Annotated in this window: 20 protein-coding genes; 10 read left to right on the plus strand and 10 right to left on the minus strand. The window is 55.3% G+C overall.

Features of this window, described 5'->3' with window-relative positions; genetic code table 11:
* Window positions 1-352 precede the first annotated feature (352 nt).
* The 7 genes from proB to mtnB are packed head-to-tail and all read left to right on the plus strand — an operon-like array spanning window position 353 to window position 8000.
* Window positions 353-1459 (plus strand): glutamate 5-kinase, encoded by a 1107-nt coding sequence (gene proB / locus FE783_RS05370; RefSeq protein ID WP_138878323.1) that lies wholly within the window; start codon window positions 353-355, stop codon window positions 1457-1459.
* Window positions 1460-1465: 6 nt separating this feature from the next.
* A complete protein-coding gene (locus FE783_RS05375) occupies window positions 1466-3211 on the plus strand; it encodes a proline--tRNA ligase (protein ID WP_138878324.1) in 1746 nt (581 codons plus the stop codon).
* Window positions 3212-3247: 36 nt separating this feature from the next.
* Entirely contained in the window at window positions 3248-4495 is a 1248-nt protein-coding gene (locus FE783_RS05380; protein ID WP_138878325.1) for a glutamate-5-semialdehyde dehydrogenase, read from the plus strand.
* A gap of 36 nt (window positions 4496-4531) precedes the next feature.
* Window positions 4532-5407, plus strand: coding sequence for a pyrroline-5-carboxylate reductase (gene proC, locus FE783_RS05385; protein ID WP_138878326.1), 876 nt, complete (start codon window positions 4532-4534; stop codon window positions 5405-5407).
* Window positions 5408-5409: 2 nt separating this feature from the next.
* The gene (locus FE783_RS05390) at window positions 5410-6693 is read left to right on the plus strand and encodes a 2,3-diketo-5-methylthiopentyl-1-phosphate enolase (RefSeq protein ID WP_138878327.1); all 1284 of its coding nucleotides are present in this window, start codon (window positions 5410-5412) and stop codon (window positions 6691-6693) included.
* Window positions 6690-7352, plus strand: coding sequence for a 2-hydroxy-3-keto-5-methylthiopentenyl-1-phosphate phosphatase (locus FE783_RS05395; protein WP_138878328.1), 663 nt, complete (start codon window positions 6690-6692; stop codon window positions 7350-7352). Before FE783_RS05390 ends, FE783_RS05395 begins: the two co-directional genes overlap by 4 nt.
* Window positions 7353-7355: 3 nt before the next feature.
* Complete coding sequence (gene mtnB / locus FE783_RS05400) at window positions 7356-8000, plus strand: methylthioribulose 1-phosphate dehydratase (protein WP_138878329.1); 645 nt, start codon at window positions 7356-7358, stop codon at window positions 7998-8000.
* A 133-nt stretch (window positions 8001-8133) separates the two neighbouring features.
* Here mtnB and FE783_RS05405 read toward each other — a convergent pair whose 3' ends face one another.
* From FE783_RS05405 to FE783_RS05440, 8 genes are all read right to left on the minus strand, one after another.
* Window positions 8134-8595, minus strand: a complete 462-nt coding sequence (locus FE783_RS05405) for a hypothetical protein (protein ID WP_138878330.1) — start codon at window positions 8593-8595, stop codon at window positions 8134-8136.
* 122 nt (window positions 8596-8717) lie between these two features.
* On the minus strand, window positions 8718-9491 hold the full coding sequence (locus tag FE783_RS05410; RefSeq protein ID WP_138878331.1) for a hypothetical protein: 774 nt from the start codon (window positions 9489-9491) through the stop codon (window positions 8718-8720).
* 111 nt (window positions 9492-9602) lie between these two features.
* The gene (locus FE783_RS05415; protein WP_338015766.1) at window positions 9603-10289 is read right to left on the minus strand and encodes a DnaD domain protein; all 687 of its coding nucleotides are present in this window, start codon (window positions 10287-10289) and stop codon (window positions 9603-9605) included.
* A gap of 18 nt (window positions 10290-10307) precedes the next feature.
* Window positions 10308-11606, minus strand: a complete 1299-nt coding sequence (asnS, locus tag FE783_RS05420) for an asparagine--tRNA ligase (RefSeq protein ID WP_138878332.1) — start codon at window positions 11604-11606, stop codon at window positions 10308-10310.
* A gap of 29 nt (window positions 11607-11635) precedes the next feature.
* Entirely contained in the window at window positions 11636-12856 is a 1221-nt protein-coding gene (locus FE783_RS05425) for an acetate/propionate family kinase (protein ID WP_138878333.1), read from the minus strand.
* Window positions 12853-13722: a 3-hydroxyacyl-CoA dehydrogenase family protein gene (locus FE783_RS05430; protein WP_138878334.1), complete on the minus strand. Its 870-nt coding sequence runs from the start codon at window positions 13720-13722 to the stop codon at window positions 12853-12855. The genes FE783_RS05425 and FE783_RS05430 overlap by 4 nt, the downstream gene beginning before the upstream one ends.
* 189 nt (window positions 13723-13911) lie before the next feature.
* Entirely contained in the window at window positions 13912-15417 is a 1506-nt protein-coding gene (locus FE783_RS05435) for an AAA family ATPase (RefSeq protein ID WP_138878335.1), read from the minus strand.
* Window positions 15410-15943: a hypothetical protein gene (locus tag FE783_RS05440; protein ID WP_138878336.1), complete on the minus strand. Its 534-nt coding sequence runs from the start codon at window positions 15941-15943 to the stop codon at window positions 15410-15412. Before FE783_RS05440 ends, FE783_RS05435 begins: the two co-directional genes overlap by 8 nt.
* A 247-nt stretch (window positions 15944-16190) precedes the next feature.
* Here FE783_RS05440 and FE783_RS05445 point away from each other — a divergent pair, with 247 nt between their 5' ends.
* Entirely contained in the window at window positions 16191-16562 is a 372-nt protein-coding gene (locus tag FE783_RS05445; protein ID WP_138878337.1) for a cbb3-type cytochrome c oxidase subunit I, read from the plus strand.
* A 60-nt stretch (window positions 16563-16622) separates the two neighbouring features.
* On the opposite strand, the gene FE783_RS05450 is transcribed toward FE783_RS05445, so the two are convergent.
* Together FE783_RS05450 and FE783_RS05455 are read right to left on the minus strand one after the other, a co-directional pair.
* A complete protein-coding gene (locus FE783_RS05450) occupies window positions 16623-17111 on the minus strand; it encodes a cell wall elongation regulator TseB-like domain-containing protein (protein ID WP_138878338.1) in 489 nt (162 codons plus the stop codon).
* Window positions 17112-17142: 31 nt separating this feature from the next.
* Window positions 17143-18438: an amidohydrolase gene (locus FE783_RS05455; protein ID WP_138878339.1), complete on the minus strand. Its 1296-nt coding sequence runs from the start codon at window positions 18436-18438 to the stop codon at window positions 17143-17145.
* Between the two features lie 212 nt (window positions 18439-18650).
* On the opposite strand from FE783_RS05455, the gene FE783_RS05460 reads away from it, so the two are divergent.
* Both FE783_RS05460 and FE783_RS05465 read left to right on the plus strand, forming a co-directional pair.
* Complete coding sequence (locus FE783_RS05460; RefSeq protein ID WP_138878340.1) at window positions 18651-19271, plus strand: DUF47 domain-containing protein; 621 nt, start codon at window positions 18651-18653, stop codon at window positions 19269-19271.
* 59 nt (window positions 19272-19330) lie between these two features.
* A complete protein-coding gene (locus FE783_RS05465; RefSeq protein ID WP_138878341.1) occupies window positions 19331-20329 on the plus strand; it encodes an inorganic phosphate transporter in 999 nt (332 codons plus the stop codon).
* Window positions 20330-20379: the final 50 nt, after the last annotated feature.

Consider the following 20379-nt stretch of genomic DNA (forward strand, 5'->3'; position numbering starts at 1 on the left):
CCGAAATTCTTTACAAACGGCAGCCGGAGTGATATTCTATTTAGTAACATTTCGAACATAACGTGATGACGGGACCAGTAGGAAAAATGCCCACACGCCCAGAGAGTAAATTTCGAAGGCTGCGAAAATTTACCGTGATGGCTTTGCCGAAACCCACCCCCGAACGGTCAACGACGAGTTGAACAGCTCCCTGCTGTTATCAGGGAACGAAGATGACGATCCGCTTGCAAAGGGACCGTCAATTAAGGTGGTACCGCGGAAGCCGACTTTCGTCCTTAACAGGATGGGAGTCTTTTTGTTTTTCCCCGCGAATCGCCGCCGTCAAAACGATAGAGCAAGGTGGGACACCAGTATGCACCAACGAATCGTAATCAAAATCGGCAGCAGCTCGCTCACATCGGACGAAGGCGGGCTGAATCGCTCCAAAATCGATTTTTTTGCCGGAGAGCTGTCCCGGCTTCAGGATGAAGGATACAGCGTCGTGCTTGTCACATCCGGCGCCGTCGCTGCCGGATTCCGCAAAATCGGCTACGCCAAGCGGCCGAAGGCGCTTCACGAGAAGCAAGCTTCGGCGGCGGTCGGCCAGGCGCTGCTCATGCAGTGCTATAATGAAGCTTTCGCGAAGCACGACTATTCGGTTGCGCAAATTTTACTCACCCGTTCCGACTTCAGAAGCCGCAAGCGGAACCACAATGCGCTCATGACGATGCAGGAGCTGATGATCCGCAGAGTGATCCCGATTATTAACGAGAACGATACCGTCGCCGTCGACGAGCTGAAGTTCGGAGAGAACGATACGTTATCCGCCCTCGTCGCCAATTTGCTGAAAGCGCAGAAGCTGGTCATCCTTACCGATACCGACGGCTTGTATACGGACGACCCGCGCAAAAACAGCAACGCGCACCGCATCGACCGTGTCGAGGAAATAAGCGAGGACATTTTCCGCATCGCCGGAGGCTCGGGTTCTTCCGTCGGCACGGGCGGCATGCGCTCCAAGGTCGAAGCGGCGAGAATCGCCACGAGCGGCGGAGTTCCCGTCTTTGTAGGCCGGGCGGATGAACCCGGAGATATTCTCCATGCGGTGCGAGGTACGGGCAAAGGCACTTATTTCGATACAAGCTCGCATACGTTGTCCACTAAAAAGCAGTGGATCGGCTTCCACTCCGAGCCGCAAGGCAAAGTGCAGGTCGACACCGGAGCGGAACGAGCACTTATCGACGGAGGCAAAAGCTTGCTGCCGGCCGGCGTAACCGAAGTGGACGGAGAATTCCATCCGGGTGACGTGATCGAGGTAACGGACTTGAATGGACGCACGCTTGGCCGAGGAGTAGTCAACTACGCATCTTGGCAATTGAAGGCCGTAGCCGGCCTATCAACCGATGAAGTTCGCAAGCGCGTGGACGTATCGCGGATCGAAGTCGTCCACCGGGACGAATGGATCGTTTTTGCGGGGAGGTAACCATATATGAGGCTGCGACATACGCTCATTCCGACATTGAGGGACGACCCTTCCGATGCCGAGACGGCAAGCCACCGGTTTATGGCGCGCGCCGGTCTGATCCGACAGCTTGCTTCCGGGGTCTATACTTACCTTCCGCTCGGTTACCGCGTCCTGCGCAATGTAGAGCGGATCATCCGGGAGGAAATGGAGAAGGCCGGCGCGGTCGAGCTGCTGCTGCCGGCGCTTCATCCGGCGGAGCTGTGGCAGGAGAGCGGCCGCTGGGACGTGTACGGCGACGAGCTGATGCGTCTCAAAGACCGCAACGGACGGCCGTTCGCGCTCGGGGCTACTCATGAGGAGGCAATTACTTCGCTCGTCCGGGACGAAGTGAAGTCGTACAAGAAGCTCCCGCTCACGCTTTATCAAATCCAGACGAAATTCCGCGACGAAAGGCGTCCGCGCTACGGGCTGCTCCGGGGCCGCGAATTTCTGATGAAGGACGCCTACTCGTTCGATGCCTCTCAGGAAGGGCTTGATCAGAGCTATACGAGGATGTACGACGCGTATACCGCCATTTTCACAAGATGCGGGTTGAAGTTCCGTGCCATCGAAGCCGACTCGGGGGCGATAGGCGGCTCCGATACACATGAATTTATGGCGCTGTCGGACATCGGCGAAGATACGATCGTACATTGCGGTCAATGCGATTATGCGGCCAATCTCGAGCTGGCGGAATCGGTCGGGAGCGTAAACGCCAAAGCGGATGCGGGCGGCGTGGCCGCCGACAAAGCCGAACCGGGCGCCACCGCCCCCGCTGCCTTCGGCGCCGGACAAATCGTCGAGACGCCGAATTGCAGAACGATCGCCCAGCTGACCCGTTTCTTCGGTGTCGGACCGGAACGCATCGTCAAGTCGATCGCGCTGCTCATCGACGGACGCCCGGTCGTAGCACTCGTCCGGGGAGACCGCGAGCTGAACGAGACGAAGATCAAACGCATGCTCGGCGCAACGTCCGCGGAATTGATGTCGGAGCAGGATATTACGGATAAGCTCGGGTCCGTAGCGGGATTTATCGGGCCGGTCAACTTGCCGTCCGACATCCCGATTATGGCGGACGAAGAAATTCGCGGTATGCGCCAAGCGATCGTAGGAGCCAACGCCGCTGACCGCCATCTGGTTGACGTCGATGCGGACCGTGACTTCCGGATCAATCTGTACGGCGACCTTCGGACGGCGACTGCCGGAGACCGGTGCACCCGCTGCGGAGGAGAACTCCGCTTCGATAAGGGCATTGAAGTCGGCCATGTCTTCAAGCTCGGCACGAAATACAGCGAGGCGATGCGCGCGACGTATTTGGACGATTCCGGCAAGTCCAACCCGTATATCATGGGCTGCTACGGCATCGGCGTCTCCCGCCTGCTGGCGGCTATCGTCGAGCAGCATCACAACGATGCGGGAATCGTCTGGCCCGCCGAGATAACGCCGTATCGCGTTCATCTCATCGTCATCCAGACCAACAATACCGTACAGATGGAACTGGCCGAGAAGCTGTATCGCGACTTGCAAAACGCGGGCTGCGACGTGCTGTACGACGACCGCGACGATCGGGCCGGGGCCAAATTCGCCGATGCCGATCTGATCGGCCTCCCGCTGCGGGTAACGGTCGGGAAACGCGCCGCCGAAGGCATCGTCGAGTGCAAACGAAGAAGCGAAGCGGAATCGTTCGAGCTGGCTGCCGATCGATTGACCGATTTCGTACGGAGCATGTAAACGGCATTTCATCCAATATCCGGAGGAGGACTACTTATGAGTGAAGTTCGCGAGAAAGCGGCAAAAGCGAAGCAAGCCGCCCGCATCATGAACCGTTTGACGACGGAGCAAAAAAACGAAGCGCTCGCGTTGATGGCGGATGCGCTGATCGCCGAAAGCGCGGCCATTCTGGAAGCGAACGCCAAAGATTTGGAGCGCGGCCGGCAGGAAGGCACCTCCGAGTCGCTGCTTGACCGTCTCGCCTTGACCGAAAAGCGGATCGAAGGGATTGCGGAAGGGCTTCGGCAAATTATCGAGCTTCCCGATCCGACCGGACGCCTGTTGGAAGAAACGACTCGTCCGAACGGCCTCGTGATCCGCAAATATACGGTCCCGCTCGGCGTAATCGGAATCGTGTACGAAGCGCGCCCCAATGTCACCGTCGACGCCGCCGGCCTATGCTTAAAAAGCGGAAACTCGGTCGTGCTCCGCGGCGGGTCGGCCGCGCTCGAATCGAATAAAGCGATCGTGGGCATTATGCATAAAGCGTTGTCCCGCTCCGCTTTGCCGCCGGACTGCGTGCAAATTATCGAGAGCTCGGACCGCTCTTCGGTCGACGAGCTGCTGAAGCTGAACGGGCTGCTCGACGTCATCATTCCGAGGGGCGGACGTTCGCTTATCCAGAATGTCGTGCAAAACTCGACGGTTCCCGTTATCGAAACGGGCGAAGGCATTTGCCATACGTATCTGGACGACGAAGCCGATCCGGCAATTGCCGAGCCGATCGTCATCAATGCGAAAGTGCAGCGCCCTTCCGTATGCAACTCGATGGAGACGCTGCTCGTTCACGAACGGTATGCGGGGGCGCATCTGGCCGATCTTGCCGGGAAGCTTAAAGAGCTGGGAGTCGAGCTGAGAGGCTGCGACAGAAGCCGTTCGCTCGTACCCGGGATGAAGGAAGCGACGGAGACGGACTGGCGGACCGAGTACAACGATCTCATCCTGTCCGTCAAGGTCGTAGACGGTTTGGACGAAGCGCTCGAGCATATAAGCGCATACGGTACGCTTCATTCGGAATGCATCGTTACCGAGCATACCGAACGCGCCGAACGTTTTCTTAAGGAAGTCGACGCGGCTTCCGTCTACCATAACGCCTCCACCCGCTTTACCGACGGATTCGAATTCGGGTACGGCGCGGAGATTGGAATCAGCACGCAGAAGCTGCATGCGCGCGGTCCGATGGGGCTGCCTGCTCTGACCTCGACGAAATATGTCGTGCACGGAACCGGGCAAATCCGCGGATAGAACCCGGCCGCCCGGCCAGGAAAGGAGACTTGTACGATGAGTAATACGGCTATGCTGCAGGAGAAAATCGCATTTATCGGCGCGGGTTCGTTAGCCGAATCCATGTTTCGCGGACTGATCGAGAAAGAAATCGCCGTGCCGGAAAACATATATGCCGTCAACCGTCAAGACGACGAGAGGCTGCAATACGTGCGGGAAACTTACGGAATCCAGGCGTCGCGCCACCCCCAAGAGCTGGAACGACGGGTCCGGGAAGCGGATATAGTCGTCCTGAACATGAAGCCTAAAGATGCCGCGTCCGGCATTGCCGAAATCCGCCATCTGTTTCGCCCGGACCAACTGATCGTGTCCGTCATGGCGGGAATTTCCATCGAGACGCTTCAGCGCTTTCTCGGCGGAACTTTCCCTATTGCGCGGACAATGCCGAACACGAGCAGCACGATCGGACTCGGAGCGACCGGGATCAGCTTCTCCGAGACCGTATCCGCCGGGCAGCGTCGCACCGCTCTCGCCTTGTTCGAGGCGGTAGGCGTCGTCACCATTGTAGAAGAGCACAAGCTCGACATCGTGACCGGCGTCTCGGGCAGCGGCCCCGCTTATATATACTACATCATGGAAGCGATGATTTCCGCAGGCGTTGAAGGCGGACTGTCCGAGGAGTCGGCCCGCGAGCTGACGGTTCAAACCGTATTGGGCGCCGCCCAAATGGTCAAAACGACAAACGAAGCGCCAAGCGAGCTACGTCGGAAAGTGACGTCTCCGAACGGAACGACTCAGGCCGCCATCGAGCTGCTGCAGGAAAACCGCGTAGCGGAATCCGTCGGCCGCGCCGTATTCCGCGCCGCCGAGCGGGCACGCGAGATGGGCAAGCAGATCGCCGAACAATCTTTGCCGCAAGGAAAGCAGGTGTAGTTATGAGTTCTTATTGCGTCGCAACTTACCGTTGTTATGACGACAAAGCCGATTTTCATAAAAAAGCCCAATCGATCGCCGTAGGACTGACCGTCGGCAGCTGGACCGAGCTGCCTGCGGCGAAGCAAAAGGAAATGGAAAAGCATCTGGGGCAAGTTCTCTCCGTACAAGTGACGGAAGCATCCGACGCTCCGGACGGCTCAGGCGGACGTTACGCCGATATCCGGATCGCTTATCCCGACATCAACTTCAGCGCCGATGTCCCGGCCCTGCTCGTCACCGTGTTCGGGAAGCTGTCGATGGACGGGAGGATCAAGCTGATCGATCTGCAGTTCTCCCCTTCCTTCCTGAGCGGGTTCGGCGGGCCGAAATTCGGCGTTGCCGGCGTGCGCGAGCTGCTCGGCGTTCATGACCGCCCGCTGCTCATGAGCATTTTCAAGTCCGTAGTCGGTCACGATCTCGAAGAGCTGAGCCATCAGTTCTACGGTCAAGCCGCAGGCGGGGTCGATCTGATCAAGGACGACGAAATTTTGTTCGAGAATCCGCTCACCCCTATCGAGAAACGGGTCGAAGCTTGCATGGCGGCGGCAGGCCGGGCTCAAGCCGTAACGGGGCAAAAGCTGCTCTATGCCGTGAACGTGACCGGCCCCGCTTCCAAGCTGGCGGATCAAGCAAAGAAGGCGATTGCCGCCGGAGCGAACGCGATTTTGTTCAATGTGCTTGCCTACGGCTTCGATACGCTGCGCGAGTTGAGCGCCGATCCGGATATTAACGTCCCGATCGCGGCGCATCCGGCCTTGGCGGGAGCTTTGTATCCGTCGCCTCATTACGGCATCTCCGCCTCCGTGCTGCTGGGCAAGCTGATGCGGCTGTGCGGAGCCGACCTCGTCTTGTTCCCTTCGCCATACGGCTCCGTCGTTATGCCGAAGGAAGAGAATATGGCGATCCGTCATGCGCTCGTCACCGACAAGCTGGACGAGGATTACGTATACCGTGCGCCGGGGAGCGTAGACAATCTGCCGTCCCTCCTGCTGCGAAGCAGCTTCCCCGTTCCGTCGGCGGGCATCCACCCGGGGCTCGTTCCTTGGATCATTCGCGATTTCGGAACCGAAGTTGTCGTAAACGCCGGAGGAGGCATTCACGGCCACCCGCTGGGCACGGCCGCGGGCGGACAAGCTTTCCGGCAAGCTATTGAGGCCGTTATGAACGGCGTCGCCTTGGCCGATTACGCCGAGTCGCATCCGGAGCTGGACGCCGCCATCGAACGGTGGGGGGCCAAACAATGAAGCGCCCGATTATTTTCTGCGATTTCGACGGAACGATTACGGAGAGCGATAACATCGTCGCCATTATGCGGCATTTCAACCCGCCGGGCTGGGAGACGCTGGTCGATCAAGTCGTTACGAACAAGATCAGCATCCGGGACGGCGTCGGGCGCATGTTCGAGCTGCTTCCTTCTTCAAGCAAGGACGAAGTGGCGAAATTCGTCTTCGATACCGCAAACATTAGAGCCGGTTTCCCGGAGCTTCTGAGCTATTGCGAGCAAAACGGCATCGAGTTTCTGGTCACGAGCGGCGGGATCGACTTTTTCCTGCTGCCGCTGCTCGAGCCTTTTCCGATTCCGGAAGAGCGGATTTATTGCAATGCCAGCGATTTTTCCGGGGAACGGATTCGAATCGTTTGGCCGCACCGGTGCGACGAGCACTGCTCGAACGACTGCGGGATGTGCAAGACGACGGTCATCCGCCGTTATTCCGAAGAAGATTATATGCGGATATTGATTGGGGACAGCGTTACGGATTTCGAAGGCGCAAAGCTCGCCGACCTCGTATTTGCCAGATCGCACCTGATCACGAAATGCGAACAGCTCGGCTTGCCCTATGTGCCTTATGAAACATTCCATGACGTGATCCGTCATCTGAAGTCGATTCAGGAAGGAGAATAAGCTTTGAACGATCCCATCTATACATTGGAGCAGCGCCAGCTTGCTTTCAGTCAATTGAAGGAAGTAAAAACGGAGCTTGACGCGCGCGGCTGGTTTCCCGCGACAAGCGGCAACTTGTCGGTACGGGTAGGCGAATTCGCTTCCGACCGTTTCGCCTTCGCCGTCACCTCGAGCGGCCGGGACAAGTCGAAGCATTCGCCGGAAGACTACTTGATCGTGGACGGCAGCGGGCGTCCGGTTGAACCGACGAGATTGAAGCCTTCGGCCGAAACGCTCATCCATTGCGAGATTTACAGGTTGACCGGCTGCGGTGCCGTGTTCCACGTCCATACCGTGTACAACAATATCATTTCCGAGCTGTACGCGGAGGGCGGCTATGTACCGTTTCAAGGGGTGGAGCTGATCAAGGCGTTCAACATCTGGGAGGAAGACGCGCGCATCGAAGTGCCGATCCTGCCGAACTATGCGGACATCGCGAGAATCGCCGCCCTCGTCGAAGGTCGGCTTGACGCGAGAGTACCGGGTATCGTGCTGCGCAATCACGGCATTTACGCCTGGGGGGCCAACGTGTTCGAGGCGAAGCGTCATCTGGAAGCTTTCGAGTTTTTGTTCGAGTATGCTTATCGCTGGAAAGCTTTGAATCTGTAATCCTCTACTACACCGAGCGGCCAAATGGCCGCTTTTAAACCGTTGAGAAAGTCAAAGTGGAGTGCATTCCCCAAACCCTTGTCATCGTCGCCTCCTCTTTTTGCGTACTTTCTCAACAAATTTTTCACCGGCCCTACGGCCGCTCCACCACCCCGATGCCAAGGGCATAGTGCTGTTCAAGAATATGACGCACGCTCGATTGTTCCCCGCTCAAGCAGCGAACCATCAGGATCAATTCCGCAGCCGGCCGCCTCACCCGCTTCTTCTTCAATAAACGCCGGTTCACGAACAAGTCCAGCGCAAACCCGATGAGGAACCCGGTTATAAACCCGATCAGCCCCCAAATGACCGGCCCCCAAGTCAAAATAAAACCAAAGCTGGCTCCGAGCACGGCACAAACGGTACCGATCACGGCACCGATGTCGAACAAACTGATCCCGTCGGAACGATGAATCGAATCTAGCAGAGACCGGCCTCCCAGCATCTGTTCAAGCGGAACGGCCATAATCCGTTCTTTGCCGATTCCAAGCTGCTCGAGTTCGGCAACGGCCAGTTCTACGTCCAACGATTGCTGAAACGCAGAAATTATATACATAGCGGCGTGCCCCCAAGTACAAAGTCAGACTTGCATGGTACTCTTCAAAGTTGGAATTTTTGCTTAGGACGAATCCTCGTACGGATTGGATTACACAAAATATTGCTCTGACTTTGTACTAATCATAGCGGCATATCGAACGAGTCGGATTGATATTCATTCCGTAAATATTGGGACTGTTCCTTGCGGAATAGTTCGTTGTACTCCACTGCGATGACGTAGGAATCATATATCGAGAACCCGTAGATGGACGGCAGAAAAAGCGTCCATTCGATATCGAGCACGGCGACGGCCTCCCGAAACGAACCGATCATCGTTAAATAGAAAGCTTCGAGGAAATGCGACATGACCACCTGCATGATCGTCATGCACAGCAATAAAAATCCCGTCGGAATCAGATGCAGGTACAGGTGACCGAGTCCCGGCATGAGCACAGACCAGAATATGGCAAGCTGCGGACTTCGTTTGTCGAGGAAATTAACCGAGAACGGCCCGATAAAGAACGACTGGATCGGAGATTGGGCATAACGCCCCAGCTTCACGATTTTGTTCGTATCGACTGTAAGCCTGTAGCTGTCCCATATGGAATAAATGTAAACGGCAATGTAAAGCAGCACCCATCGTTTATCCAGCACTTGGCGGGCCAGATCGAATTGACCTGTAAAGGAGTACACCATCGCTTCATTTAATTTGGAGAACCAGTTGATTACGACTTCCCATATAAGCAGGAAGTACCCTTTCAGATACCTGCCGATCAGCAAATGTCCGAATCCCGGGAAAGCCGCGGCCCACCAAGCGACGGTCAGCGGATGCCGTAAATGCAAATAGGTCATATTGTAGGAACTGATATGGGAAAGGTACTTCCGGGGAAGATCCCCTTTCGACTGATGGCTCATGGCAGGTCCTCCAGCTTGTTAACGGCAGATGTCAGATGTATGCTTTAGATTTAGCAGAACGCTCCTCTTTTATCCGATACCGGGTGCTGACTAAAAAAAGAAAGAGGCCGCTTATCGGCCTCCTCTGAATTTTTGCGTATATTCTCTCGCCTGCTCGGGCGTCTGAACGCGGTTACGGTTCCACTCCAGCAAGATCCGGTCGATATAACGGAAATGGATGACACCGGCAAACACCGCTTCTTTAAGCGCGAACAAGATCAGTTCTTCCGGATAGCGGTCCCGGTCGAGCCACTGGGATACCGTCTCGCACTCCATCGGAGTCAAAGGACGGGCAAACTCTTTCTCGAATACGGTAAATATATCGGCCGCTTCCGTCTTGGCAGGCGCCGCCTTGGAGGCCGGAGAGGCCGAGCCTCTCCCTTCCCGGGCTTCCTCGGTCCACGCGTCCGCCAATTTGCGGTACATCGGAGTAAGGTTATAGGACTCGCTCAGTATCCCGGTCTGCGGGTCGATCTCTTCGTCGATCTGCAGTACTTGATCCTTCAGCAGGCGCTGCAGCGCCTTGATGACGGTATCCGGCTGGGCCGACATGCGTCCTTGCAGCTCCTCCAAGGTCGGAAAATCTTTGCCCTCTTTGTCTTTGTAAGCCATTAACTGAATGAGCAGCATCGCTTCCGTGTCGGACAGCTTCATTCTTTTGTACAGTCTAAGCAGCATGACCGGAATCGAGACGCCGCCCGCCTGCATGGCCGCCGCCATTCCCCGTTCGATCTGTTTACGGTCTTCCCCTTTCGCCAAACGAACGCCTCCTCCCCATTAAGGATATAACCGGTACAACAGGCGCGGGAATGGAATCGTCTCCCTCACGTGTTCAAGCCCGCATATCCAGGCGACGGTACGCTCCAGCCCGAGTCCGAACCCGGAATGAGGAACGGTGCCGTACTTCCGCAGGTCCAAATACCAGCGATAAGCATCCTCGGCCAGCTCGTGTTCCTTGAAACGTTCCTGCATCAAATCCGGATCGTCGATTCTTTGGCTTCCCCCGATAATTTCCCCGTAGCCTTCCGGCGCGATCATATCGGCGCAAAGCACGACTTCCGGGCGGTTCGGGTCCGGCTTCATATAGAACGCTTTGAACGAAGCCGGATAATGCGTAATGAAGACCGGTTTATCGAATTGCTGAGCGATCTCCGTCTCGTGCGGCGCTCCGAAATCTTCGCCCCACTCGATCTCGTGCCCGTTCTGTTTCAGCCGGCGAATCGCTTCGTCATATGTGATTCGGGGAAACGGCGCTTGAATGGGCTCCAGCTTGGAAATGTCCCGGCCGAGCGTCTCCAGCTCCTTCCGGCAATTCGCCACGACGGATTGAACGATATGGGAGACGAAACGCTCCTGCACGACCAGATTTTGCTCATGATCGACAAACGCCATTTCCGGCTCGATCATCCAAAACTCGATCAAATGACGGCGCGTTTTCGATTTCTCCGCACGGAACGTCGGGCCGAACGAATAGACTTTGCCGAGCGCCATAGCAGCCGCTTCCATATACAATTGACCGCTTTGGGTCAAATACGCGTCTTCATCGAAATATTTCGTATGGAACAAATTCGTCGTACCTTCACAGGACGATGGCGTCAAGATCGGAGGATCTACAAGGTAAAACCCGTTATCGTCAAAAAACTGCTGAATGGCGCGGATGATTTGCGCCCGCACGACCATGATCGCCCGCTGACGCGGCGCCCGCAGCCACAGATGGCGGTGGTCCATCAGGAAATCGACGCCGTGCTCCTTCGGCGTAATCGGGTAATCGACCGCCAGCTGGATCACTTCCACGCCGGTGACGCTCAGCTCGAATCCGCTCTGGCTTCGCGCATCCTCCCGGACCATGCCTGTCACATAGAGCGAGCTTTCTTGCGTAAGCTTGGAAGCGGCTTCCCACACTTCGTCCGGAACCTCGCTTTTCACAACAACGCCCTGAATGAAGCCGGTGCCGTCGCGCAGCTGCAGAAACTGGATTTTACCGCTCGATCGTTTGTGGTGCAGCCAGCAGCCGATTCGAACCGGCTTCCCGGCATGACGGCTCACTTCCCGTATCGTGCTTAGCTCCATCTTCATTCCTCCTTATGTTCCCAATCCTATCCTATTTACGTCGACGGCTGCAGCGTCTTGTTCACTGCTTCCCGGAACGTATCTCTCGCAATCATCAGCTCTTCGTTGGTCGGGATGACCCAAACTTCGATGCGCGAATCGGGGGTAGAAATGATTCGGTCGCCGCCGGATTTCTTCTCGTTCGCTTCGTCATCCAGCTTGATGCCGAGAAAGCTCAGCTGATCGCAAACCGACTTGCGCAGCAAGGAGCTGTTCTCTCCGACTCCCGCCGTAAATACGAGCGCGTCGAAGCCGTTCATCGCCGCGGCGTAAGCGCCGATATATTTTCTCAGCCTGTACTCGTACATGTCGAACGCGAGCTTCGCGTTGCGGTCTCCTTCTTGCGCCGCCTCGATAATTTCGCGCATGTCTCCCATGCCTCCCGATACGGCAAACAAACCGCTGTGCTTGTTCAGCATCGAGTTCACTTCGTTCAGCGACAAATCTTCCTTGTCCATGGCGAACGGTACGATGGCGGGATCGATGTCGCCGCTTCTGGTGCCCATCATGAGACCCTCGAGCGGAGTCATCCCCATGCTCGTATCGAATGAATGGCCGTTCATAATGGCCGTGACGCTGGCGCCGTTCCCGATATGACAGGTGATCATCTTCATCTGGTCCAGCGGCCGTCCGCACAGCTCCGCCACCCGACCGCTTACGTACTGGTGGGACGTGCCGTGGAAACCGTATCGCCGGACGCGATGCTTCTTGTAGAACACGTTCGGAATCGGATACCGGAAAGAAACCGCGGGCATCGTCTGGTGAAACGCCGTATCGAACGCCGCTACCTGCGTAATATGCGGCAGGTTTGCTTCAACGGCTAGAATGCCCGTGAGCGCCCCGGGATTATGCAGAGGAGCCAGGTCGAACAGCCGTTTGATCTCCTGTTTGACGCCTTCGTCGATAAGTACGGAACCGGAGAACGATTCCCCTCCATGCACAACGCGATGACCTACCGCATGCACATCTTCCAAGGAAACAAGAACGCCTTCCTTTGGGTCGGTCAATATTCGCAGCACTTTGCGGATGGCCGTCGTATGGTCCAATATTTCGCTGACTTCGCGTATTTCCAGCTTGCCGGCAGGCTCATGCGTCAGCATCGCCGTCTCCATGCCGATCCGTTCGACTTTCCCTCTCGCAAGCACCGTCTCGTTCGTCATGTCGAACAGCTGGTATTTGACCGAAGAGCTGCCCGCATTGATCACAAGCACGTTCACAGCCGGTCACCGTCCTCGTCATATTCGAAAAATCCCGTACCCGTCTTGACCCCGAGATGGCCGGCCCGCACCATCTGCTTCAGCATGAACGACGGCCGATATTTCAAATCCCCGTATTCCCGGAACATCCGTTCCATCGCGGCCAGCACCGCATCGAGACCGAACCTGTCGGCCATCTCGAGCGGGCCGTAGCGGAAATCGTAGCCGACTCTCATCGCGGTATCGATATCTTCGGCGGAAGCGACCCCTTCCGAAAGCGTGTGCATCGCTTCGTTGATTAACGTACAAATGAGTCTGGTCGTGACGAATCCGGGAGACTCGTAGACCATGATGCCTTTTCTGCGAATCGTCTGCTCGACGAAGCTGCGGACGGTCTCATACGTTTCATTCGACGTCTTCAAGCCGCGCACGATCTCGACAAGCGGGCTTTTGCCGGCGGGATAAGTGAAGTGCAGCCCTATGACCCGCTCCGGACGGGCCGTTTCCCCCGCAAGCTCGGTCAAGCTGAGCGTGGACGTATTGCTTGCAATGATGACGTCCGGGCATATGGCGTCAAGCCTCCCGAATACTTCTTTCTTGATGTCCAGATCCTCGGACACGGTCTCGATAATCATCTCGCACGAGGCCAATTGCTCGATGGCGAACGTCTTATGAATTTTGCCCAGAATCAGCTTCTTCTCCGCTTCTGTTATCGCCCATTTCTCCAATTGCTTCAACAAGCTAAGCTCTATGCATCTCCACGCGTGCTCCAGCTTCTCCTGGCTTTTCTCCAGCAGCAGCACATCGATTCCCCTCGCCGCCAGCATTTCCGCGATTCCTTGTCCCATCGTCCCGGCGCCGACGACGCCGATTTTTGTAATTTGCACGCTTGAATCTCCTTCCGGACAAACCTTCGATGACTGAATCCTATACATCGATGATACACCTAAAGGCGAAATATTTCACCCACAGACACAAAAAGTCCGCAAATGCTAGTAAAACCAGACGAAACGAAAACAAACCTCAGCTACTGGCTGAAGTTTGTTTTCGTTTTTGTTTTGGCTCCAATCGACGGATCAAGCCGAAGTTTTGCCCGCCTTCGCCTCGGCAAGCAGCGCCCGGAACGAATCCCCGGGCAGCTGTTCCTCCCGGATCAAGATGTCCAGCGATTGCTCGAATACGAATCGGTAATGCTCCAGCATATCGCGGGTCGCTTGATGCAGCGTGTCGAGAATAGCCGAGTTTTCTTTCATCAGTTCTTCCTGCGTCACCATCTGCCGATCGATGATGCCTAGACCGGTCAATCCGGAATCCATCATCGTCCTCACGAGATGCAGCGCCTGCTCGAAATCGTTCCGCGAGCCGGTGCTCCGTCCGCCGTAGAATATTTCTTCGGCGACGGCTCCGCCGAGCGCGATCATGATTTGCTGCTCCAGCTCGGTGCGCGTGTACAAATATTGATCCTGCTGCGGATTGTGACGGACATATCCGAGCGCCTGTCCGCGCGGACTTAGCGACACCATGGATACGGAACCCGGCTTGACCATTTCCGCCGCGATGGCGTGCCCGAGCTCATGCAGTGCGACGCGCTTGCGCTCTTCCATCGTCGATTCCCGGTCCGTTTTCTCGCCCATCATCACTTTATCGATAGCAAGGGAGAAATGCTTCTGGTCGATTTCCGGATTGTCATCTCTCATGGCATAGATCGCCGCTTCGTTCATGACGCTCTCGAGCTGGGCGCCGGAGAAGCCGAACGTTTCCCCGGCCACCCGATCCATGCTGGCTTCGGTCGAAACCGGTTTGTTTTTGGCATGAATTTGCAAAATATGCATACGGCCTTTCTTGTCCGGCAAATCGACCTGGATATGCCGGTCGAACCGTCCCGGGCGCAGCAAAGCGCTGTCCAGCATTTCTTTCCGGTTTGTCGCGGCCACCATCAAAATGCGCGGCGTATCGGCTGTATGAATGCCGTCCATCTCGGTCAGCAGCTGGTTCAACGTCTGATCGTACTCGCGGTGCTGCCCGCCTTCCCGCTTCCCGCCGACGACATCGATCTCGTCGATGAAAATGATCGCGCTGTCCTTCCCTTCCTTGGCCGCCCGGCTGCGGGCTTCCTTGAACAGATCGCGGACGCGGCTTGCGCCGACACCGACGTACATCTCCACGAATTCGCTGCCCGAAGCCGATACGAAGACCGAATTCGTGTAATGTGCCGCGGCTTTCGCCATCAAGGTTTTCCCCGTTCCCGGAGGCCCTGTGAGCAGAATGCCTTTCAGCGGCCTTATTCCGAATTTACGGATTTCTTCATGACGGATCAGGAAATCCAACGCTTCTTTCAATTCATTCTTGGCTCGGTCCTGACCGCCGATATCGTCGAATGTCAAATAAGAAGGCGTCCGGCTTTTTCCTTTCCTCTCGGAGGAAGCGACTCCCAGGTTGTCCCGCATACGCGTTACATACAATAAGGAGAAAAGAATGACCCCTGCAAGTACAAGCGGGATCACATTTACGCCCATAAAAATAAGAAACGCAAGCAGGACCGGCACGAATCCGATCAGCACTTCTTTGCTTATTTTACTCATTAGGCCACACTCCTATCCGCTGTGCTTTGCGGGGAAGCAGCTTGTATTTGTGATGCGTTCCATCGGTCAGATGCACATAAACGTACTGATCGTCCATTTCCGTGCTTACTTGAAGTCCCGGAAATGCAGCCTTCTTCGCCTCCAGAGCGGCCGGAATCGCCGTATAGTGCTTGCCTTCCATCGCTTCCGCCACGTCGAACAAAGCATCCGACCACCAACGGTCCAGCTCCGGCGTGCTCGTGTCCTTTACGACCAATTCAACCTGCTTATTGCCGATTATCGAACTGCCTTTTTCCACAATCGAATTATATATTTCACGAAGATTCGCGTCGGACTTAGGAGTTACTTCAATCGACACCGTATCGCTGCCGACATTGATTATAGACTGCTCGATGCCCGGCTGCTCCTGCACGATCCGCGAAAGAGGATTTTCCATCGCCAAGCTGTCATATAGAAACCAACCTCCGAACAAAACGGCCGAAGACACAATAACGCTCGTTAAAACAGGTAAGAGACGCAACTTCACGCGACGTCCCCCTTTCTTAAGCAAATTTAGTTTGATTCTCGAACTGCTATACAAAGAGTATATCATAGTTGATATACCGATTTGTGATGCAATGTGTGGAAACCGCAATCGGAGCGCGATGAATGTCGCATTAAACTATTTTTTTGGGGACAAAAGGAATTGAAGGCGTTTGCAACGAATAGGGATAATGTCATACATACTATTGTCGAATGCATACATCTTCTTGAAGGAGGAGAAGGAAAACGATATGGGAGCTCGCTTTATTCAAGTATCGGTCATTTACTTCTTGATCGGAGTCGTCATGGGGCTTGCTATGGGGATCGCGGAGGCGTTCAGATATACGTCCGCGCACGCACATATCAACTTGCTCGGTTGGGCGTCTTTGGCGATTATCGGCGTTATTTATACGGTGTACCCGGATGCGGGCAAGACGAAGCTCGCGGGCGTCCAGTTCTGGCTCCACAATATCGGCTTGCCGCTTCTTGTGATCAGCATGTTCATGTTCGCTCACGACAATAAAGGAGTCGGGATTCCGACAGCGGCGATCGGCGGCTTGCTCGTGATCGCGTCGGTCGTTCTGTTTGTCATCAACGTCCTTCGTAAAGTGCGCCAGCGCTAATCTTGAAGAAAAAAAAGGGCTGATCCCGGGAACTGCTTCCCGGAACCGGCCCTTTTGCACTCATTTTCGCTTACTCAGCCGCCAAGTATCGATCTCCGCGCCGTTATCGAAGCGGTAGTAGCCGTAATAATGTCGGGTTCCGTCATCCTCCGTGCGCTTGTAGAACACTTCCCACACGTAGGTGCCGTTCAGGACACCCGGCAGCACGCGAACGATTTCGTTATCCCCGTTTAGCTCCAATACTTTTTGACGCACGTCCGATTCCGCGATTCCCGCGCTAGCGTACTCCATGTGCACGTTCGTCCCGTCCACCCAGAATATCGCCTCTTTGCCGGCGGAATCCTTTCCGAATACGATCATGTACGGCTTCTCGCCGACGAAGCTTTCCACCCGATCGACCGTCGCCCCATACGTATGCTCGGTTACGGAATTTGCCGCGGCCTCGCGTCTCGCCCATTCCTCGCCATGAATCGTCCGGTAGAAAAAAACGAGCGCGACCGTGATCAGCACGAGCAATAGGATTGCGCTGTACGTCATTTTTTTCGCCACAGTCGTTTTCTCCTTCCTTCCTAATTCCGCTTCAGTTCGTCAGCAGCTCGAACCGGCGCTGCGCTTCGAACTTGATCCGCTCTTCGTCAAGCGTCAAGCATTCGCCGCCTCTTACGATCTGCTTTCCGTCCACGAATACGTCCGTGACGTCTTTGGCCGAGGCGGAATATACGATATGGGAAATATAATCGCTCTTCGGCAAAAAGTGCGCTTGGTCGATGTCGAGCGCGATAAAGTCCGCTTTCATGCCGGGCGACAGCGTTCCGACCTTGTCGAGCCAAATCGATTTGGCGCCGTTTACCGTGCCCAGTTTTAATGCTTCCTTCGCCGGCACCGCTACCGGATCGCCCGATACACCCTTATGGATAAGAGCGGCAAGCCGCATTTCTTCAAACATGTCCAAATTGTTGTTGCTTGCCGAGCTGTCCGTTCCGAGGGAGACGAGCACGCCCGCCTTGAGCAGATCCGGTACGCGCGCCACGCCGCTCGCCAGCTTCAGATTGCTGCCCGGATTATGCGATACCCGCACGTCATGGGCGCGCAGCGTCTCGATTTCCGCGTCGGTCAGATGAACGGCATGAGCGACGATGCTCGGACGGGAGAAGAGGCCCAGCTTGGCCAAATGGTCGACGGGACGCAAGCCGTACTGCTTCTCGTTCTCCAGCACTTCGTGCAGCGTCTCGGACATATGCGTATGCAGCGGCAAGTCCAGATCATGGGCTGCCTGAACGATTTTCTCGATATAATCGGGAGGACACGTGTAAGGGGCATGCGGCGACATCATCGCCGTAATCCGGCCGTCCGCTTTGCCGTGCCAGTCTTTGGCGAACTGAACCGCTTCGCGCAGCTTATGGTCCTGCACGTCCGGCGGACATAGTCCGATTACGCCCCGGGTCAAACATCCCCGCATGCCGGACAGTTCCACCGCTTGCGCCACTTCATCCATATGATCGTACATATCGACGAAGCTGGTCGTTCCGCCCTTGATCATTTCCAATATCGACAACAGCGTCCCCCAGCGGACGTCCTCGCCGGTAAATTTCGCTTCGTTCGGCCACATCTTCTCTTCGAGCCAAACCTGCAGCGCCATATCATCCCCGTATCCGCGAAGCAGCGACATGGCGGCATGACAATGCGTATTGACGAGACCCGGCATATAGAGCTTCCCTCTGCCGTCGATGATCGTATCGAACGGTTCGGCTCCGTCCGGAGCTTTCTCTCCTATGTATACGATCTTATCGTTTTCTATGACCATACTTCCCCGCACGATCGGGAATTCATCGGTGACGGTAACGAACGTGCCGTCCCGGATTAACGTTTTTGCCATCGCTATCAACCTTTCGAATAAGTTCGAATCAGTACGTCCGTCTTCCAATGTACCTTTTCACTTAGGCAAAATCAAGCCTAACCATGTTAGATGAAGCAAAATCGGCGAAAGTTCGACAAAACCCGTTTGCTTTTCCCTATCCCGATATGATAATTTTAATTTTGTGTAAATTAGTGATTTCATCCATTCGGACATTGGGGGTTTTATGCTTGATGATTTTCAATAAAAAGGGCGAGATCGATTTCCTGAATCTGCTCATTCAAGGCGCGGAGAACACATTGAAGGGTGCACACATGTTCCGCGAGGCGATGATGGGCGACAAGCCGCCGGCAACCTACTTCGACGCGCTGAAAGAAATCGAGAACAGAGGCGATTCGTTTACCCACGAAATTTTTAAAGGCTTGAACAAAGTGTTCATTACGCCGCTGGACCGCGAAGATATCATGGAGCTTGCCGTCCGGCTTGACGACGTGCTCGACGGAATCGAAGCATCGATCGCCCGGTTCGACTATTTGAATATCACCTTTACGAACCAATATATGAAGGATTTCTCCGAAGTGCTTGTATCCTCCTGCGAGCATCTGCTGTCCGCATTCAAGCTGCTCTCGAAGAAGAAATATATGCAGATTCAGGAGCATACCGTACAAATCAACAGTTTGGAAAACGAAGGCGACCGGCTTATGCGCGAAGGCATTCGCGAAATTTTCACCCATCCGACCGATCCTTATCACGATTTCAAGCTGAAGGAGCTGTACGAGCGGCTGGAGCAGACGACAGACAGCTGTGAGGACGTCGCGGATATTTTGGAAAGCGTCGTACTGCGTTACGCATAAGTGCTCAGACGTGTTTCGGGATGCGCAACGTTTATGAATCCAAGCGTTAGGAGAAAATCATGTTAACTTTGATCATTTTCATCGTCGTACTGGCGTTGCTGTTCGACTTCATCAACGGCTTCCACGATACGGCCAACGCAATCGCCACTTCCATCTCGACGAGGGCCATGTCTCCGCGTTTCGCGGTATTGTACGCGGCGGGATTGAATTTCGTGGGCGCCATGTTATCTTCCGAGGTCGCCAAAACGGTCGGCGGCAGCATCGCCAACCCCGCGGAAATCGATAATGGCCTCCAAGTCGTTATTGCCGCTCTGGTCGCAGCTATCGTCTGGAATTTGCTAACCTGGTACTACGGCATCCCCTCGTCATCCTCTCATACGCTGATCGGGGCACTCGCAGGTGCGGTTATCGCGGGAGCCGGAATCGATTCGCTGCACATGTCGGGCTTTCTGAAAATCGTTTATATTTTGATATTGTCGCCGATTATCGCTTTCGCCATGGGATTTCTCATCATGCTTTTGCTGAAATATATTATTCTTTTCAGTGGAAACAAATCTCGATCGAAGCTGAACCGGATGTTCCGGACGTTCCAGATCCTATCCGCCGGTCTGCTGTCGTTCAGCCACGGGGGCAACGACGCACAGAAGGCGATGGGCATTATCGTGTTCGGCTTGGTTGCCGGAGGCTATCATACGAGCCTGGATGTGCCGCTCTGGGTTAAAATATCTGCCGCTACCGCAATGGGACTCGGAACTTCGATCGGCGGCTGGAAAATTATAAAGACGGTCAGCAAAAAAATAATGAAAATCGAGCCGGTTAACGGCTTCGCGTCCGATCTGACTTCTTCCATCGTCATTCAGACTTCGACGGCGCTTGGACAACCGCTGTCGACGACTCACGTTATTACGTCGGCTATTATCGGGACGGGCAGCGTAATCCGGTTTAAAGACGTGAAGTGGGCTACGGTCGGCCGGATGATCATGACCTGGCTCATCACGATTCCGATCAGCATGGTTCTTGCCTTCGTATTGTACAAGCTGTTTTTCTCTCTGTTTTGACGATTGCGAAGCGGGGATGCTCCTCGCTTTTTTTGTTTCCTGCATAAACA

The sequence above is a fragment of the Paenibacillus mesophilus genome (assembly GCF_005938385.1).
Classification (GTDB): Bacteria; Bacillota; Bacilli; order Paenibacillales; family NBRC-103111; genus Paenibacillus_AB; species Paenibacillus_AB mesophilus.

Bases quoted from the DNA above. Each gene is read 5' to 3' on its own strand.
- proB (WP_138878323.1), top strand. From the start codon at position 353: ATGCACCAACGAATCGTAATCAAAATCGGCAGCAGCTCGCTCACATCG.
- FE783_RS05375 (WP_138878324.1), top strand. From the start codon at position 1,466: ATGAGGCTGCGACATACGCTCATTCCGACATTGAGGGACGACCCTTCC.
- FE783_RS05380 (WP_138878325.1), top strand. From the start codon at position 3,248: ATGAGTGAAGTTCGCGAGAAAGCGGCAAAAGCGAAGCAAGCCGCCCGC.
- proC (WP_138878326.1), top strand. From the start codon at position 4,532: ATGAGTAATACGGCTATGCTGCAGGAGAAAATCGCATTTATCGGCGCG.
- FE783_RS05390 (WP_138878327.1), top strand. From the start codon at position 5,410: ATGAGTTCTTATTGCGTCGCAACTTACCGTTGTTATGACGACAAAGCC.
- FE783_RS05395 (WP_138878328.1), top strand. From the start codon at position 6,690: ATGAAGCGCCCGATTATTTTCTGCGATTTCGACGGAACGATTACGGAG.
- FE783_RS05405 (WP_138878330.1), bottom strand. From the start codon at position 8,595: ATGTATATAATTTCTGCGTTTCAGCAATCGTTGGACGTAGAACTGGCC.
- FE783_RS05410 (WP_138878331.1), bottom strand. From the start codon at position 9,491: ATGAGCCATCAGTCGAAAGGGGATCTTCCCCGGAAGTACCTTTCCCAT.
- asnS (WP_138878332.1), bottom strand. From the start codon at position 11,606: ATGAAGATGGAGCTAAGCACGATACGGGAAGTGAGCCGTCATGCCGGG.
- FE783_RS05435 (WP_138878335.1), bottom strand. From the start codon at position 15,417: ATGAGTAAAATAAGCAAAGAAGTGCTGATCGGATTCGTGCCGGTCCTG.
- FE783_RS05445 (WP_138878337.1), top strand. From the start codon at position 16,191: ATGGGAGCTCGCTTTATTCAAGTATCGGTCATTTACTTCTTGATCGGA.
- FE783_RS05455 (WP_138878339.1), bottom strand. From the start codon at position 18,438: ATGGCAAAAACGTTAATCCGGGACGGCACGTTCGTTACCGTCACCGAT.
- FE783_RS05460 (WP_138878340.1), top strand. From the start codon at position 18,651: ATGATTTTCAATAAAAAGGGCGAGATCGATTTCCTGAATCTGCTCATT.
- FE783_RS05465 (WP_138878341.1), top strand. From the start codon at position 19,331: ATGTTAACTTTGATCATTTTCATCGTCGTACTGGCGTTGCTGTTCGAC.